The organism is SAR202 cluster bacterium (assembly GCA_016872285.1).
Taxonomy (GTDB): domain Bacteria; phylum Chloroflexota; class Dehalococcoidia; order Lucifugimonadales.
Window position 1 is genome coordinate 100254 of record VGZZ01000001.1, and the last position, 16478, is coordinate 116731.

At 59.4% G+C, this 16478-nt stretch carries 14 protein-coding genes; 5 read left to right on the forward strand and 9 right to left on the reverse strand.

Annotation, left to right across the window (positions count from 1 at the left end; all coding sequences use genetic code 11):
• Together FJ320_00430 and FJ320_00435 are read left to right on the forward strand one after the other, a co-directional pair.
• Entirely contained in the window at nucleotides 1–1632 is a 1632-nt protein-coding gene (locus FJ320_00430) for an iron ABC transporter permease (protein ID MBM3924447.1), read from the forward strand.
• Nucleotides 1629–2684 (forward strand): ABC transporter ATP-binding protein, encoded by a 1056-nt coding sequence (locus FJ320_00435; protein MBM3924448.1) that lies wholly within the window; start codon nucleotides 1629–1631, stop codon nucleotides 2682–2684. Before FJ320_00430 ends, FJ320_00435 begins: the two co-directional genes overlap by 4 nt.
• A 51-nt stretch (nucleotides 2685–2735) precedes the next feature.
• On the opposite strand, the gene FJ320_00440 is transcribed toward FJ320_00435, so the two are convergent.
• The 3 genes from FJ320_00440 to FJ320_00450 form a co-directional block, all read right to left on the reverse strand.
• On the reverse strand, nucleotides 2736–3299 hold the full coding sequence (locus FJ320_00440; GenBank protein ID MBM3924449.1) for a TIGR03086 family protein: 564 nt from the start codon (nucleotides 3297–3299) through the stop codon (nucleotides 2736–2738).
• Between the two features lie 102 nt (nucleotides 3300–3401).
• The gene (locus FJ320_00445; protein ID MBM3924450.1) at nucleotides 3402–3827 is read right to left on the reverse strand and encodes a TIGR03086 family protein; all 426 of its coding nucleotides are present in this window, start codon (nucleotides 3825–3827) and stop codon (nucleotides 3402–3404) included.
• A gap of 208 nt (nucleotides 3828–4035) precedes the next feature.
• Nucleotides 4036–5169: a membrane dipeptidase gene (locus tag FJ320_00450; GenBank protein ID MBM3924451.1), complete on the reverse strand. Its 1134-nt coding sequence runs from the start codon at nucleotides 5167–5169 to the stop codon at nucleotides 4036–4038.
• Between the two features lie 325 nt (nucleotides 5170–5494).
• On the opposite strand from FJ320_00450, the gene FJ320_00455 reads away from it, so the two are divergent.
• Nucleotides 5495–6820 carry a hypothetical protein gene (locus FJ320_00455; GenBank protein MBM3924452.1) on the forward strand — a complete coding sequence of 442 codons (1326 nt, stop codon included), beginning with the start codon at nucleotides 5495–5497 and terminating at the stop codon, nucleotides 6818–6820.
• A gap of 10 nt (nucleotides 6821–6830) precedes the next feature.
• Here the strand turns inward: FJ320_00455 and metH are convergent, their stop codons facing one another.
• Entirely contained in the window at nucleotides 6831–10316 is a 3486-nt protein-coding gene (metH, locus tag FJ320_00460; protein MBM3924453.1) for a methionine synthase, read from the reverse strand.
• A gap of 223 nt (nucleotides 10317–10539) precedes the next feature.
• Here metH and FJ320_00465 point away from each other — a divergent pair, with 223 nt between their 5' ends.
• Both FJ320_00465 and FJ320_00470 read left to right on the forward strand, forming a co-directional pair.
• Nucleotides 10540–11091 carry an EVE domain-containing protein gene (locus FJ320_00465; GenBank protein MBM3924454.1) on the forward strand — a complete coding sequence of 184 codons (552 nt, stop codon included), beginning with the start codon at nucleotides 10540–10542 and terminating at the stop codon, nucleotides 11089–11091.
• Between the two features lie 403 nt (nucleotides 11092–11494).
• Nucleotides 11495–11983 carry a hypothetical protein gene (locus FJ320_00470; protein MBM3924455.1) on the forward strand — a complete coding sequence of 163 codons (489 nt, stop codon included), beginning with the start codon at nucleotides 11495–11497 and terminating at the stop codon, nucleotides 11981–11983.
• Here FJ320_00470 and FJ320_00475 read toward each other — a convergent pair.
• Genes FJ320_00475 through purQ form a run of 5 tightly spaced genes read right to left on the reverse strand, consistent with a single transcriptional unit; the run spans nucleotide 11980 to nucleotide 16478 of the window.
• The gene (locus FJ320_00475; GenBank protein MBM3924456.1) at nucleotides 11980–12642 is read right to left on the reverse strand and encodes an RDD family protein; all 663 of its coding nucleotides are present in this window, start codon (nucleotides 12640–12642) and stop codon (nucleotides 11980–11982) included. The two genes, FJ320_00470 and FJ320_00475, sit on opposite strands and share 4 nt — an antisense overlap.
• Entirely contained in the window at nucleotides 12643–14862 is a 2220-nt protein-coding gene (purL, locus tag FJ320_00480) for a phosphoribosylformylglycinamidine synthase subunit PurL (GenBank protein MBM3924457.1), read from the reverse strand.
• The gene (locus FJ320_00485) at nucleotides 14859–15329 is read right to left on the reverse strand and encodes a DMT family transporter (protein MBM3924458.1); all 471 of its coding nucleotides are present in this window, start codon (nucleotides 15327–15329) and stop codon (nucleotides 14859–14861) included. Before FJ320_00485 ends, purL begins: the two co-directional genes overlap by 4 nt.
• The gene (locus FJ320_00490) at nucleotides 15319–15777 is read right to left on the reverse strand and encodes a DMT family transporter (protein ID MBM3924459.1); all 459 of its coding nucleotides are present in this window, start codon (nucleotides 15775–15777) and stop codon (nucleotides 15319–15321) included. The genes FJ320_00485 and FJ320_00490 overlap by 11 nt, the downstream gene beginning before the upstream one ends.
• Nucleotides 15778–15782: 5 nt before the next feature.
• Nucleotides 15783–16478, reverse strand: a complete 696-nt coding sequence (purQ, locus tag FJ320_00495; protein MBM3924460.1) for a phosphoribosylformylglycinamidine synthase subunit PurQ — start codon at nucleotides 16476–16478, stop codon at nucleotides 15783–15785.

Here is a 16478-nt window from a genome sequence, read left to right on the forward strand (position 1 = left end):
ATGTCCACAGCGCCACAAATCGCTTTAGGGCCTGCGGTCTCCTCCCCTGCACAGAGGGGCCGCAGGCCCTTGCCGCCCCCGGCCCTGCTTCTCCCCGCCCTCCTGATCGCGGCGGCGGTGTCCCTCCCCCTTGTCTACCTTTTCATTCGTACCCTTGGCGCTGGCGATGAAGCCTGGGACCTGCTCTTTCGAATGCGCACCCTGCAAATTCTTGGCCGCACCGCCCTCTTAGTATTCGCCGTGACCGCCGCCTCCATCGCTCTCGCTCTAACTCTAGCCTGGCTCACCACTCGTACTGACCTCCCCCTCTGCGGCTTCTGGACCATCATTATGTCCCTGCCCCTGGTAATCCCCAGCTACGTGGGTGCGCTCCTGGTCATCATTGCCCTGGGTCCCCATGGAATGCTTCAAGGCGCTCTCGAAAATCTTTTTGGTGTCGATCGCCTGCCTGATCTTTACGGTTTCCCCGGCGCCCTCCTCATCCTCACCCTTCTCAGTTACCCCTACGTCATGCTTCCCATGCGCGCCGCCCTGTCCCAGATGGACCCCTCATTGGAAGAAGCCTCCCGCAGCCTAGGCATGTCCCGCTGGGCCACCTTCCGGCGCGTCACCCTCCCCCTCCTCCGACCCGCCATCGCCTCCGGCGGCCTCCTAGTCGCCCTCTACACCCTCAGCGACTTTGGCGCCGTCTCGCTCATGCGGTACCAGACCTTCACCTGGGCCATCTATCTCCAATACGAGTCCGCCTTTGACCGCACCCTGGCAGCGGCCCTTTCCTCGGTATTAGTAATCGTCGCCATAGCTATCCTCCTCTTGGAATCCCGAACTCGAGGAAAGAGCCGCTACTACAAAAGCTCCGCCGGCGCTGCTAGAAAATCCACACCTGTCCCCCTGGGTTCCTGGAAATGGCCTGCCCTCGCCTTCTGCGCCATCGTCCTCGCCCTGACCCTCGCCCTTCCCCTCTCCATCCTCACCTACTGGGCCGTCCGCGGCATCGCTACCGACCAGTCCTTTCCTAACTTATGGGGAGCCACCGCTAACTCCCTCAAAGTCTCGGCCTTGGCCGCATTAGTTGTAGTCTTGGCCTCCCTCCCCGTAGCCTTCCTCTCCGTTCGATTTCCCAACCGGCTTTCCAGCCTCTTGGAAAGGGCTACGTACATCGGCTTTGGGCTGCCAGGCATCGTCATCGCCCTATCTCTTGTCTTCTTCGGCGCCAAATACGCCACCTCTCTTTATCAGACCCTCCCTATGCTCATATTCGCCTACGGCATCCTCTTCCTCCCCGCCGCCGTCGGCGCAGCCCGAGTCTCCCTGCTTCAGCTTAACCCCCGGCTGGAGGAGGCCGGACGAAGCCTAGGCAAAGGCGGGCTGGCCGTTATGCGCTCTATCACCCTCCCCCTCATGCGGCCCGGCCTCCTGGCGGGCGCCGCCCTGGTCTTCCTCCTGACCATGAAAGAACTCCCCGCCACCCTGATCCTCAGCCCCATCGGCTTCCGCACCCTCGCCACCCAGGTCTGGGACGCCTCCTCCGAGGCCTTCTTCGCCCGGGCCGCCGCCAGTGCCCTCATTCTTGTTTTGGTATCATCTATTCCAATGGCTATCCTCGTTCTACGAGATTACAGGTCACGATGACAACACCCCTAGCCCTTCAATGCGCCCATCTGTCCAAGCGCTTTCCGGGCGGCGGCGGCATCTCTGACCTAAGCCTGGACGTGCGTCAGGGCGAAGTCGTAGCACTCCTCGGCCCCAGCGGCTGCGGCAAGACCACCACCCTCAGGCTCGTCGCCGGCTTCGAAGCCCCGGACTCCGGCGCCATCGATATCGCTGGCCGGCCGGTGGCTGCCCACAACGCCTTCCTCCCTCCCGAAAAGCGAAAGGTCGGCATGGTCTTCCAGGACTACGCCCTCTTCCCTCACCTCACCGTGGCTCAAAACGTGGCTTTCGGCCTCCCCAATAACCCTCGCCGGGATGCGCGAGTCCGCAACGTTCTCTCCATGGTCGGCCTTCTCCTCCTCCACTCCCGATATCCCCACCAGCTATCCGGCGGCGAGCAGCAGCGCGTCGCCCTGGCTCGCGCTCTGGCCCCCGAGCCTGCCATCCTACTCCTGGACGAGCCATTCTCCAACCTTGACGCCAAGCTCCGACAGCAAGTCCGAGAGGAGGTCAAGGAAATTTTGGAGACCAGCGGCGTCACCGCCGTCTTCGTCACTCACGACCAGGAAGAGGCCTTCTATATGGGCCATCGAGTCGCCGTGCTCAATCAGGGCCGCCTTGAGCAGGCGGGAACGCCCGAGGACATCTACCATCATCCCGCCACCGCTTTCGTCGCCAGGTTCGTCGGCGTCGCCGACTTCCTCGCCGTCGTCTCCCAAAGCGGCGCCCCCGTCACCGACGCCGGCCCCATCCCCCCTGGCAACATCGAAGCGCTTGAGGACGGCCTCGAAGTCATGGTACGCCCCGACGACGTGGCCTTTGAGCCTTCTGAAAACGGCCAGGGGCGCATTATCTCCTGCCGATTTCAGGGCGCCTCCACCCTCTACCGCCTCCTCCTGGACTCCGGCGAGACCGTCCACGCCCTCAGCGCCTCCCCACGCAGCTATCCTGCCGGCGCCCGGGTCAGGGTCTGGCTCCAGCCAGGCCATCGTCTCGTCTGTTTCAAGGGCGGCCACGCAGTCCGCTTATAGAAAAGCCCACCTAATTATGGCGGGCTTTCTGCGCATGCGTCAGAACTGCGACTAAGGCTTTCGACCAAACATCGCGATCATCTTGTCCTGGGCGCTCGCATTGTCAGGCACCTTGACCGCGGGCCCAAACACCCTGGGGTCTCGCATCTTGTCGATGTGCGGAGCAAAGGCGTTATAACATACCAGCACGTGTCTAGCGTCCAGCTTCGTGTCCTGCTTGGTGGCCTTGGCCAGGTCCCACCCATGCACTAACTGGTCCATAAAACAAGCCATCATGAACTGAGCAGCGGGCATAGGACCGATAGGGGTATTCACCGTCTTTTGCATAACGCCCGGAGTTTTTGCCGTCGCTACCACGTTTTTAACACCGGCATCATATTTAGCCAGATTCCCAGAGCCGGGTTTAGGTTCGCCCGCCAGCTGTCCTCCCTTCAAAATAGTTATAGCAAAGTCCGTCCCGCCAGCTAAATGGTCAACGAGGTCTTGCACATTCCATTTTGCACACGGGGTCGAGTCTTTAAGCTGGTTGGATTTCACTCCCGCGATAATCTTTCGTGTGTTCTTCGCCGCCGCCTCGTACAGCTCCACCGGGTTAGGCATCTGCTGAGTCGTCATTTATGTCTCCTTGTAGTAAAAAACTATTGCGTGCTAAGCCTGCAGCTAATAGAAAAGCTGGCGAGTTTGAATTCGCCAGCTTTCTACCACGCATCGCCCGCCTTATGGCTTCCTTCCCATCGCCCCCAGCAGTTTATCCTGTGTGCTGGCATTGGCCGGCACCTGCACCCGCGGCCCAAAGAATCGAGGGTCCCGCATCTTGTCTATCTGCTGGTTGAACGCGTTATAAAGAATTTCCGCATGCTTGGAGTCCATCTTGGTATCCTGCTTGGTGGCCTTTGCCAGGTCCCAGCCGTGGACGACCAAATCCATGAACGGCATCATAATAAAATGAGCGCCGGTCATGGGCCCAAAAGGAGTTGGATAACTCTTCTGTAGGGCTCCAGGAGCCTTGATTGCGGCGACTACATTTTTAATGCCAGCGTCGTAGGCAGCCAGATTGCCGGAGCCAGGCTTGGTCTCCGAGGGTTGCTTTCCAGAAAGTATCGAAGAGCAGAAGTCCGGAACGTCGACGGTAATATGATCAATTAATGCTTACACATTCCACGTCGAGCAGGGGGTGGAGTCCTTAAGCTGATTGGGCTTTACTCCGGAAAGGATTTTTCGAGTGTTTTTAGCCGCGGCTTCAAATAGGTCAATGGGATTCGGCATCTGCTACGTCGCCATGTAACTCCTCCTGCAAACTTAAGAGTCGTAGGATTGTAAGCCTTCACTTACAACAATGCAAGGCTTATAGTTAACGTCCCACCGTCTCTTCCATCAGTCGCAGCACGTTCTCCCCCAGCACCTTCCGCACCTCCTGTTCCGAATATCCCCGCCTCAGCAGTTCCTCCGTCAACAGTGGCAGCTTAGTGCAGTCGTCGATGTCCTGGGGTATGCAGTAGAAGTTCAGGTCGATTCCCAGCCCCACGTGGTCAATCCCCGCCAGGTTCGCCACGTAGTCAATCTGGTCGGCGATGTGCTGCAACCGCGGCCTGCTCTCAAACCGCGCCGACGTCGCGTCAAACCTAGCCTGTAGCTTTTTCATCTCGCCTTCCAGCGCCTGCGGGTCTTTGTATTTGTTGCGAAGCTCCCATATCTCCAGCTTGGTCTTCTGCGTCAGGTCCTCGAACTCCTGCCGGTACGGCTCCCACAAGAACTGGCTGACGAAGCACACGCACACCACGCCGCCATTCTTTTTCATTGCCTTGATCTGCTCGTCCTTCATGTTTCGAGGGTGCTGGCACAGCGCCCACGCCGACGAATGCGACGCGATGACCGGCTTCTTAGCCGCCGACATCACGTCCCAGAAAGTCTTCTCGGAGGCGTGAGATACGTCCACCATCATCCCCAGCCGCTCCATCTCCCGCACCACCTCCCGCCCGAAGTCCGTGACCCCGTTATGCCTTGACTTGTCCAGCACCCCGTCGGCCCAGTTATTGGAGTTGTTCCAGGTCAGCGTCATATACCGAACGCCCAGTTCGTGGTAAATCCGCAGCACCGCCAGGTCGTCCTCAATGGCGTGTCCGCCCTCGATGGCCAGAATCGCCGACCGCTTCCCCTGCTTAGCTAGGCCCCTCACATCCGATGCAGTCTTCGCCAGCCCTATATCCTTGGGGTAGCGTTCGCACAGCCGCTTCACCGCGTCCGCCATGTCCAGCACCCGCTTGATGGACTGCCCCCTCGGTATGTACTTTGGATCGACAAAGCAGGCGAAGAACTGCGACGTTAAGTTTCCTTCCTTCAGCCTCGGCAGGTCTGAAAACCCGTCCCCCAGCCGCTGCCCCAGATCCTCGTGCGTGTCCGTCTCCCTATCGATACTGTCTGTATGTGTATCGATGACAATCGATGAATAATGCAGCTTCCTGGCCCTCTCGCTAACGTTGACCATATTTCACCCCTGAACCCCGATCTGGCAGGACTCTATACCCCCCGTAGCATTCAGTCAAATGTGGAGAGTCAATCTAATTGGGTGCGTCCACCCTTGATGCCTCCCAAACCGACTTGCTACAATTCCAACCGTGCTTTTACCCCGCATTGCTCGGTTGCCCTTGGCGGCAATTCCACTTCTCACCCTCGCCTGCGCCCAAGCCGGCGACACCCCCTCCATCTCCCCAGACCCGGGGTCTCTCACACCTCATCCCACAGTCACCCTCGACAATCCCACTGTTTCCGCTTCTCCAACTCCTCCCCCTACGCCTACTCTGCCTTTGGTTTTGCCTTCGACAGCCTCTCCCATCCTCGTATCTCCCACCGCCTCTCCTACACCCTCCCACACCCCGACCCGCGTCCCCGCACCCACACCCACTCCCACCCGTCCCACCGCCTCGCCACAGCCCACCACCGGCTCCTTCTCCACCCCCACACCCAAAAGTATAAAGCTGGACTGCCGTCCTCACTCCTTTCCCCAGCGCACCCAGGCCAGTCTGGCCGTTGACCCGACCGACGACCGCAAGCTCTACATTGGTGTCGAACAGGAAGGCTTCTTCAAGACCACCGACGGTGGTCTTAATTGGCAGCGCGCCACCAAAGGCATCAAAGCCTGGGAGCGCCTGAACGATACCGGCTTCTGCTACGAGGAGTTCTACGAGACTATTATCAACCCCAAGAATCCCAATCATATATGTATCGCCATGGCCGGCGGCCCCGGCACTGTTAAGACCCCCTCTAGCGCCGGCAATAACGGCGTCTATTGCTCCCACGACGCCGCCAACACCTGGACCCAGACGATGACTGACACCATGAACACCGCTGTTTATACCCTGGCTGCGGACCCCCGCGACTTCAACGTCATGTACGCTGGCGTCAACGGCGGCCCCTGCTCCAACGGCCCTCCCGTCTGCGAGGTCGGCACCTACTACAACACCACCGGCGCCATCTACAAGACCACCGATGGCGGCAAGACCTGGACCGAGCTGGACGCGCTGTATATCAAGGACTTGCGGGTAAACGTTGTCCGAATAGACCAGAACAACCCAGACGTCGTCATCGCCTCCACCTTCTCCAAGCTTCCCCCCAACCTCGCTGGCCCCGGTAGCTTCGGCGACGCCAAGCAGCTAGGTCTGCTTCGCTCTACCGACGGCGGTAAGACCTGGACCGCCTCCATCGACGGCATGAACCCCGACCCCCGAGAGCAGGCCCTCCTCGGCATGGCCATGTCCACTAGGAACGGCTCCCGCGTATACGTCACCGCCTCCAGCAACCAGTCCTACTGGTCTAACGACGGCGGCGTCACTTTCAATCGCGCTCCTCGCATGTCCACCATGGCCTTTAACCCCCACGACTCCACCGGCCTCCACATGCTGGCCACCAAAGGCGAGTTCATTAAAGAGAGCAAAGACGGCGGCAAGACCTGGACTGATATAGCCAAGACGCCTGGTTATGTATCCTTTGATAAAGGCGTCCCCACTGACATCGAATGGAGCCTGAGCAGCCCCAACACTGTCTTCCTCGTCGGCCCCTACGCCTCCATATATAAGTCCACTGATGGCGGCAAGACCTGGACCCAAATCCTCTCCGCCGACAAGCTCCCCAAACAATAGGCGAGACGGATTAACTAGCGGCCAGCGCCTTCTCCAGCCTCTCCGCGTCCGAAGGGCTCAGGTTGAAATACTTGGCCTGCGGGTGGTGGAATACCAGCGCGCTCACCGACCCCTCCGGCTCCATCATGAACCCCTCCGTCAAACCGACGCCAATGTGTCTCTCCGGCTCCAGCAGCCTCCACAACTGTCCCTGGTCATCCAATCGAGGGCACGCCGGATAGCCAAAGGAGAACCGCCGCCCCTGATAATTGGCCTTGAACAAGTCCTGCTTGGATATGCCAGCGGGGTCCTGAAATCCCCACATAGCACGCATCTTCTGGTGCAGTAGCTCGGCAAAGGCCTCCGCCCCCTCCAGCGCCAGCACCTGCAATATATGCGAGTCCAAATACCGTCCATGCCCCTTCCACATCTCCGCCAGCACCCTCACCCCTGGGCCTATCGTCGTCACAAACGCGCCGATGTAATCCGCCTTCCCCGACGACCTCGGCAGCAAATAGTCCGACAGACACAGCCCATCACCTCCAGACTGCCTCCCAAATCGGAACCGCTCCAGCACATCCCTTCCGTCCGGCGACAACACCACCACATCATCTCCTTCTGACGCCGCCCTGAAGAACTTGTACACCGCGTCAGCTTTTATATCCTCTCGGATGAGCATCGCATCCTCTACCGCCTTCACCTGGTCACGAAGCTCTATCGCCTTGGCATCGCCCGCGTCCAGCGCCTCCTCAAACCGCCCCTTGAATCCCAGGTGACGTGTGTACAGCATCACCGGGTTTATATAGTCGAATATCTCCGATAGGTCGTAGCCCTTGATGATATGCAGCTTCAAGTCCGGCGGCGCGGGCACAGACTCCACCACCGACACCGTACCCTTCGGCAGCTCCGTCGGCCTCAAGTCCCGCCTCCCCGCCTCTTTCGCCGCCTCGTCCGCCTCCAGCAGCCGGCCCTCCTCGTCCACTGTCGCCTTCATCCTCGCCCGCTCCTCCGGCTCGCGGATACGGTTCGCCAGTTCTAGGCCCGTCATGGCGTCCTTGGCGTAAGCCACAAGACCTTCTTCATACTGCGGCGCAATACGCAGTCGAGTAAACCGATTAGTCAGCGCGGCGCCGCCCACCAGTATCGGGCACTCTATCTCCGCGTCCCGCAGGTCCCGCACCGTCTCCACCATCATCTGCGCCGACTTCACCAGCAGCCCTGACAGCCCTATCATGTCCGGCCTGTGCTGCTGGTACGCTGCAATCAAGTCCTGCGGCGGCACCTTAATGCCAAGGTTTATTACCTTATAGCCATTGTTGGACAATATTATGTCCACCAGGTTCTTGCCGATGTCATGGACGTCGCCCTTCACCGTCGCCAGAATAATAGACCCCCGCGACGCCGCCTCTGCCTTCTCCATGTGCGGCTCCAGGTGCGCCACCGCCGACTTCATCGCCTCCGCCGAGCTCAACACCTCCGCCACGATAAGTTCATTCCTTGCGAACAGCCTTCCCACCTCATCCATCCCTGCCATCAGCGGACCGTTGATTATCTCCAGCGGCCTCCGGCCCTTCATCGCCTCGTCCAGGTCCTCCAGCAGCCCCTCCTTGGAACCCTCGATTATGCAGTTAGCTATGCGCTGGTCCAGCGGCAGCTTCTTCCTATCCTCCAGCGTCCGCTCCACCTTCCGCTCCCGGAAGTGGGCTGCGAAGGCCGCCACCGGGTCCTCGCCCCGCTGCCATATCAAGTCCTCCGACAGCCTCCGCTCCTCTTCGGGAATCGACGCATACCGCACCAGCCGTTCGCTGTTAACTATCGCCATATCAAGTCCGGCCTGGACGCAGTGGTAAAGGAATACGGAGTTCAGCACCTCCCGCCCCGACGCTGGCAGCCCAAAGGACACGTTTGATATACCCAGCACTGTCTTGCACAGCTGGAACCTCTCCTTAATCAGCCGCACGCCTTCAATGGTCTCCATCCCTGCCGTGACGTAGTTTTGGTCTCCCGTTCCGATGGGAAACACTAAGGGGTCGAAAATAATGTCTTCCGGCGGGATGCCGTACTTCTCCGTCAGCAGCTTGTAAGAGCGCTCCGCTATCTGAAGCTTCCGCTCCCTCGTTATCGCCTGCGCCTGCTTCTTATCCTCGTCGATGCATCCCACCACCAGCGCCGCCCCAAACTGCCGGGCTAGCGGCACCACACGCTTGAACCGCTCCTCGCCATCCTCCAGGTTTATCGAGTTTATTACACCCTTCCCTGGCAGCTTCTTCAGCGACTGGTGAAGCACATTGGCGTCCGTCGAGTCTAGCATAATCGGGACCTTAACTTTGCGAAGCAGGTGGTCCAAAAACGTCGAAATATCCGCCATCTCGTGCCGGTCCGGGTCCTGCAAGCACACGTCCAGTATGTGCGCGCCGCCCCGTACCTGCCGCCGCCCCACCTCCGACGCCTCCTCGAACTTCCCTTCGGCAATCAACTTCTTGAACTGGCGGCTGCCCAGCACGTTCGTCCGCTCTCCCACTAAAATGGGACGCGTGCTTTCGTCCACCGTCAGCGGCTCTAGCCCCGATATCATAGTAATGTTCAGTTGCGCTAGCTTCCTTGGCTTCTCAACCTCTGTTATGGAGTGAAGCCTGGCGATGTGCTCTTGGCTCGTCCCGCAGCATCCGCCGATGACGTTGACCCATCCTTCGTGTGCATAGACTCCCAACGTCCTCGCCATCATCTCCGGCGTCTGGTTGTACTGGCCGTTTTCGTCTGGCAGCCCGGCGTTAGGTATTACAGCCACCGGGAACCGCGACAGCCTAGCTAGCGTCCGCACGTGGTCTCTCATGAACTCCGGCCCCGTGGCGCAGTTCATCCCAATCCACAGCAGCTCGCGATTCGCCAGCGACACGTAAAACGCCTCAATGTCCTGCCCCCCCAGCGTTGTGCCCATGGTCTCGATGGTGCACTGCACCGCCACCGGCACCTCCTCCCCAAGGTCCTTCGACAGCTTCTCAATAGCCGCCAGCGCAGCCTTCACGTTCAACGTATCCTGTTGCGTCTCCACTAGCATAAAATCGGCGCCGCCCTCCCAAAGACCGGCGGCCTGCGTGTAGAAGTGCTCTACCAGCTCATTCCAGGTGACCCCTCCCGTGACCGATATCGCCTTCGTCGTCGGCCCCATAGACCCCGCCACAAACCGCGGCTTCCCGTTGGTCGAAAACTCGTCCGCCGCCTCTCTCGCAATCCTCGCCGACGCCGCGCTTATCTCCACCGCCCGCTCCGCCAGCCCGTACTCCCCCAGCACTAGCGGTGTGCTTCCAAACGAGTTTGTCTCAATGATGTCCGCCCCCGCCTCCAGGTAAGACCGGTGTATCTCTCCGATGACGTCAGGCCGGGTAATGTTTAAATACTCGTTGCATCCCTCAAGCTGCGTCCCGCCAAAATCCGACGCCGTCAGTTTGTACTGCTGTATGCGAGTGCCCATAGCCCCATCCACCAGCAAAATACGCTGGGACATCAGCTTTTTCATGTGGGCTATGCGCTCTTTTCTATCCATGGGTTTTTCTCTACTTAGCCGTAAGTCCAGTCAGCAATTACGGATTTCGCCTCTTAGATGAAAATTGTATCTGAGCGGCCTGCCACTATCAATAGATGCCAAGTTTGTTACTTTCAGAAGTGCCCCTCAAAGACCTTAACATCGGCATTCCCCTGTGGGATAATGAAATTGACATTTTATCTTTCCTTTGAGTCCTATGCCCAAAAGTTATTGGATGGTGGTCCTCAGTCCCGACAACTTTAAAATCGCCCGTCAACGCGGCTTCGATATCATCGGCCTCGTGGGCCAGCACCGAAAAAAAGTCCAGCGCATGGAGCCGGGCGACCGCGTCCTCCTCTACGTCTCCCACTGGCGATGCTTCACTACCAGCGCCACGGTCACCGCCCCATTCGTAGAAGACCATACCCCCATCTGGAAAGCCGAAGGCGGCAGCAATTTTCCCTTCCGAGTCGGCATCAAGCCGGACGTTGTCCTTCAGGAAAGCCAGTACATTTACGCCTACCATATCGCCCCTCGAATGGACTACACCCGACGATGGGTGCCGGAAGACTGGTACCTCGCCTTCCACGGCAGCCTCCACCTCATATCCAAACTAGACTTCCATCTGGTCGAGGATGAACTGCTCCGCTCCCGCCGCCTGGGCGAAAATCGTCCCCCCTTCTACACCCCCAACTCCCCTGTCCCCAACTCCACCTGTCTACTGGATCAAATGGCGAATGACGAGGTAGGTCGCCCCGCCTACCGCTAGTCCCTGCCCCCCGTTCCCACCCCATTAAACCACACCCGCAACATTCAACTTATCCTCTTTGTATATCCATTGCGTCTATATGTCTTGCCATACAGTTATGTGATATCAGCCTCTCAACGCAGATAATACCTGCATATATTTAGACCGAGAAAGCGCCGTATTTCTGGTTCTCCCCCTTCGGCCTGGAAGAGCTCCGCTACCTTAAAGCATATATCGCGGAGTCCGATGCAATAGGACCGTCCTGAGTATGCCGAAGGAGTGGGTTGTGGTTCCTTACTTCTCTTCCCCTTCCAGCAGGAAGGGGACAAAGGGGATGGTATCCCGATTTAAGACAGGCCTCACCTCCAAAGCCAAACATAGCCCAAGATGATAGTTTCCCCACCCCCTGTGCTAAAATACCCCCGTGGCCTCATCCAAGCTAATCTATTCGGAAAAACACCGCAGCGCCCTCATAACCACCCTTCTGGGCCTCCTGGGCCTGGCTTTGATAATCATAGCCCTCGTGGCCGCCGGCATGTCCGCTGTGGGGACCCGAGACCTCTGGAGTGACGCCGCCTTTTCCCTTGCTCTGGGCTTAGTTCTGGCAGGCAGCCACTGGTTCTTGGTGCCGCGAGAATATCAAGTTTACAGCGACCGCCTCGTTGTCACCTATGGTCGTCCCCGCATCCTCTCCGTCCCTTTCGACAACGTAGCCAGCGTCGACGTGCTTACCCACCCTCTGGGGACCGAGCTTCGAATACGACGCGCCCGTGGCAGGACTCTGCTATTGCAGCCCCTAGGCCCCAAACAGTTCCACCAAGCCCTGCAAGATGCCCTCTCAAAATCTGGAGTTGCGCCTAAAAATCCCATCCCCTCTTCGCAGGGCTTCCCGCCCACCAACCCCAAAAGCTAGCCCTCCCTCCTAGCGCGCACCACGTAGGTACCAGCCATTTTGTCGTGCCACCCTTGCTTCCTCCCATCTAACGCCGCCCACACGTACCCAAACCCCAACGTTAACTCTGAAACTATCTTTCCGGGAACTTCTCTTACAAATGCTGTGCCAACGCTGGGCTGTTGTCCGTTCCGATCCACCACCTTAGCCCCCACCAGCATCTTTCCAGGCGTCGTCCCCTTGAAGCCGATAAACAGTGTATTGTAGACCCACCTCACAGCTAGTGCGATAAAAAAGCCCAGGCCAAAACCAATGCCCTCATCAGTGACCGCGACTGCTAGACCCAAAAACCCCAAAACAACAGTCTGTATGACAAATAGAATGACTCCGTCCACTATCGCCGCCACCAGCCGGATCCAGAACCCCATGTATTCCGCCCCCGCCGCTTCCGGGACCGTCGTTGGTTCCGCCGATGCAGCCTGCGACGGCGGCGTCACTAGCAACTTGCCGCAGCTCGCGCAGTACAGCGCATCCCACGGACTTACCACGCCGCACGCCGGGCACGTCACCGGCTCCTGCGACACCGGCTGAGGCTCTAGGTACGCCAGCCACACTCCGCATCCCACGCACCTCCACTTGCCCCGTCCATTTGACAATCCGCATCTACGGCACCCTGTCATCTATCCCTCTCCCAACGCCCGCTGCAACCCGCTCCTCCACGCCCCCTCCGCCTCCGACAGCGAGAGGTCTACCAATCGGCCAATCTTCACTCCTTGTCCCTTCACCGTTCCCAACACCACCATCGGCACGTCCGCCTTCTCGGCCATCGCTTCCAGACGCTTCAGCCGCTGCGGCGCTATCGACACCACCATCCTGGACTGCGCCTCCCCGAAAAGAGCCGCGTCCCACCGACCCCGCACCTCTATATCCCCCTCAAACCCCATCCCGTCGACTATCGCGCACTCCGCCAGCGCCACCGCCAGCCCGCCGTCCGAGCAGTCGTGCGCCGATGCTATTATCCCCGCCTCAATGCCGCGTCTGCACAGCGCCTGCGCCCTCGCCTCCAGCGACAGGTCAATCGACGGCCTGCCGGCCACAAGCCCGTGAAATATCTCTAGATACTCGCTCCCTGCCAGGTCCGCCGCCTTCCCCCGCACCCCCTCCGCTCCCAGCAGCACAACCACGTCACCCTCTCGCTTGAACCCTTGCCCAACATATCGACTCCCATCCTCCAGCAGGCCCAGCGCCCCCACGACTGGAGTCGGGTATACCGCCTCACCTCTCGTCTCGTTATAAAGGCTCACATTGCCGCTCACCACAGGCACGCCCAGCGCATTGCACGCCTTGGCAATGCCTCGAATGCACCACTCCAGTTGATAATAAATCTCCGGCTTGTCTGGGTTGCCAAAGTTCAAGCAGTCCGTCAACGCTATAGGCTCCGCCCCCACGCACGACACGTTGCGGCAGGCCTCCGCCGCTGCTATCGCGCCCCCTCGATACGGGTCCAGCCAGCACAGCCGTCCATTACCGTCCGTCGACAGCGCAATGCTCTTCTTCGTGCCTTTTATTCGAAGCACCGCCGCGTCGCCGCGACCCGGCGGGACCACTGTATTGGTCTGCACCTGGTGGTCATACTGCCTGTACACGAACTCCTTGCTGGCAATGTTCGGCGACGCCAGCAGTTTCAGTAATACCTCCGACGGCTTCTCCTTCGGCAGCGGCAGCTTGGCTAATGGGTACTCCTGCGCCCTCAGTACTTCATCAGATATGACCCCCTTCAGCCGGTACAGCTTGGGGTGAGTCAGCGCATGCACCGGCAGGTCCGCCACCGGCTTCCTTCCCTCCACAATCCTCACTCTATCCCCATCTACCACCCTACCCAGCTCCACCCACGGCAGGTCCCACTTCTTCAGCACCGTCGCTATCTTGTCCTTATTCTCAGGCCTCACCACCAGCAGCATCCGCTCCTGCGACTCCGATAGCATGACCTCGTACGGCGTCATCCCTTCCTCGCGGCGGTGCACCTTTGACACGTCCACCACTACGCCCCTGCCTCCCCGCTCCGCCGACTCCACCGTCGAGCTGGTCAGCCCCGCCGCGCCCAGGTCCTGAATGCCGATTAAACACCCTGTTTCAGCAGCCTCCAGGCAGGCCTCTATCAAAACCTTCTCCAAGAACGGGTTCCCCACCTGCACCGTAGGCCGCATCTCCTTCTCTTCCTCAAAAGTCCGCGACGCCAGCCCCGACGCCCCGTGTATCCCATCTCTCCCAGTGTCCGACCCCACCAGCAGCAGCAGGTTCCCCGTCCCACCGACGGTCGCCCGAGCCAGCTTCCGCTTCTCCACTAACCCTACGCACAGCGCGTTCACCAGCGGGTTGCCGCTATACGGCTTGCCGAACTGTATCTCCCCGCCCACGTCAGGCACCCCTATGCAGTTGCCGTACCACGATATTCCACCCACTACACCGCCAAACAGATGTCTGTTGCGGCCCTCCGCCAGCGGCCCAAACCGCAGTGAGTTCATCAGCGCTATCGGCCTTGCCCCCATCGCCAGTATGTCCCGCACTATCCCTCCCACCCCTGTCGCCGCCCCCTGAAAAGGTTCGATGGCCGACGGGTGGTTGTGCGATTCAATTTTGAACACTACCGCTAGCCCGTCGCCAATATCCACCGCCCCGGCGTTCTCCGCCCCCGGCGGCAGCAGCACCCTCGGGCTCTTGGAAGGAAAAAGCCGCAGCAGTGGCTTAGAGTGTTTATACCCGCAGTGCTCGCTCCACAAGGCGCCAAACATCCCCAGTTCCACCGGGTTCGGCTCTCTGTCTAAGAGATCGACGATAGCCTGGTATTCCTCCTGCGTGAGGGCTATCTCATCCAGGACTGCTTTAGATACAGGACTCATAGCAAAGTGCTCCCCAGAATAACCATAAGGACTCCGCTCAGGGCCATGGCAGTGCCCAGCACAACCCTCAGAGTAACACGCTCCAGCCTCTGAAGGAATAAGTGCGCCATGGTCAGCGTGAAAATCGGGTTTAGCGACGCCACGGGCGTCACCACTGCCACCGGCGCCTTGCTTAACGCCGACACCAGCAGCGTCACCGCCCCACCTGATGTCACCCCTGCCAGCACCATGAACCCAAAATACCGCCGCGGCTCCCCGGCATGCTTTGGCATCGACTTCGCCGATATTAGCATCATCACCAGCGCCCCAAAGAACAGCCCCATAGACGTGAACAGTATCGGCGGCACGTCGTAGTCCTTCATTCCCTTCTTGGCGATGACCTGGCTCGCGCCGTAGCACATAGCCGAAAGCACCGCCAGCGCTGCTCCCCACAACAGCCGCCGATTCGAGCCGGCCCTAGTCTGCACTTAGTTCCTCGCTCGGCCTATTTCGGCTCTCGCTGACTATCAACGCCATCCCTGACACCGACATCAATATCCCCAGACCCATTAGCCAGTTGGGCCGCTCGTCTAGGAACAGCATCGCCATCAGCGTCGCGAATATTGGGCTGATGGATATGATCGGCGACGTCCTCGCCGCCCCCGCGATGCTCAACGCCATGTATAAAATGAGCCGCGCCAGCGCAAAGGTGACTACACCATAAAAGAAGGCCCACAAAAACGCTCTGGGGTCCAGCGCCGTCAGATCGTCAAAATATAGTGTCAACGCCAGCGCCGATGTAACCATGAACCCCGTCAGCACCGATATGAACGCCCCCAGCGCCGGCGGCAGCCGTTGCAGTCCTAAACGGGCGAAAATATCGGACGAGCTGAAGCCGAAAAGGGACAGAAAGGCTAGTAGGATGCCCAGGGCCATCTAGGTTAGCGTTTTACCAGGCTCTGGACCGTCGAACGAAAGATATACAACCCGTCCGACCCGCCCATCAACTCCTCTACCGCCCTCTCCGGGTGCGGCATCATCCCCAGCACGTTCCCCCGCTTGTTCACTATCCCCGCAATGTTCCTCGCCGACCCGTTAGGGTTGGCCTCTGGCGTCACCTCGCCTTTAGGCGTGGAGTACCTGAACACCACCTGGCTGTTGGCCTCCAACTGGTCCAGCGTGGCCGGGTCCGCGTAATAATTCCCCTCGCCATGGGATATGGGTATGTGCAGCACCTGCCCCGGCTCGCAGTCCAAAGTGAAAGGCGTATTCGTGTTTTCCACCCGCAGGTCCGTCGACTGGCACCGGAACTGTAGGCTCACGTTTCGCATCAGTACTCCAGGCAGCAGTCCAGCCTCGCACAGCAATTGGAATCCATTGCATATCCCAATCACCAGCCCGCCCTTCCCGGCAAACTCCCCCACCGACTCCATAATCGGCGAGAACCGCGCCACCGCCCCGCACCTCAAATAGTCGCCATAAGAAAACCCGCCAGGCAGAATAATACAGTCATAGCCCGACAGGTCCGTATCCTTGTGCCACAGATACTTGGCCTCTTCCCCCAGCACATTCTTCACGGCGTGATAGCAGTCACCATCGCTCCAAGTCCCGGGGAAGACCACAACTCCAAAACGCAT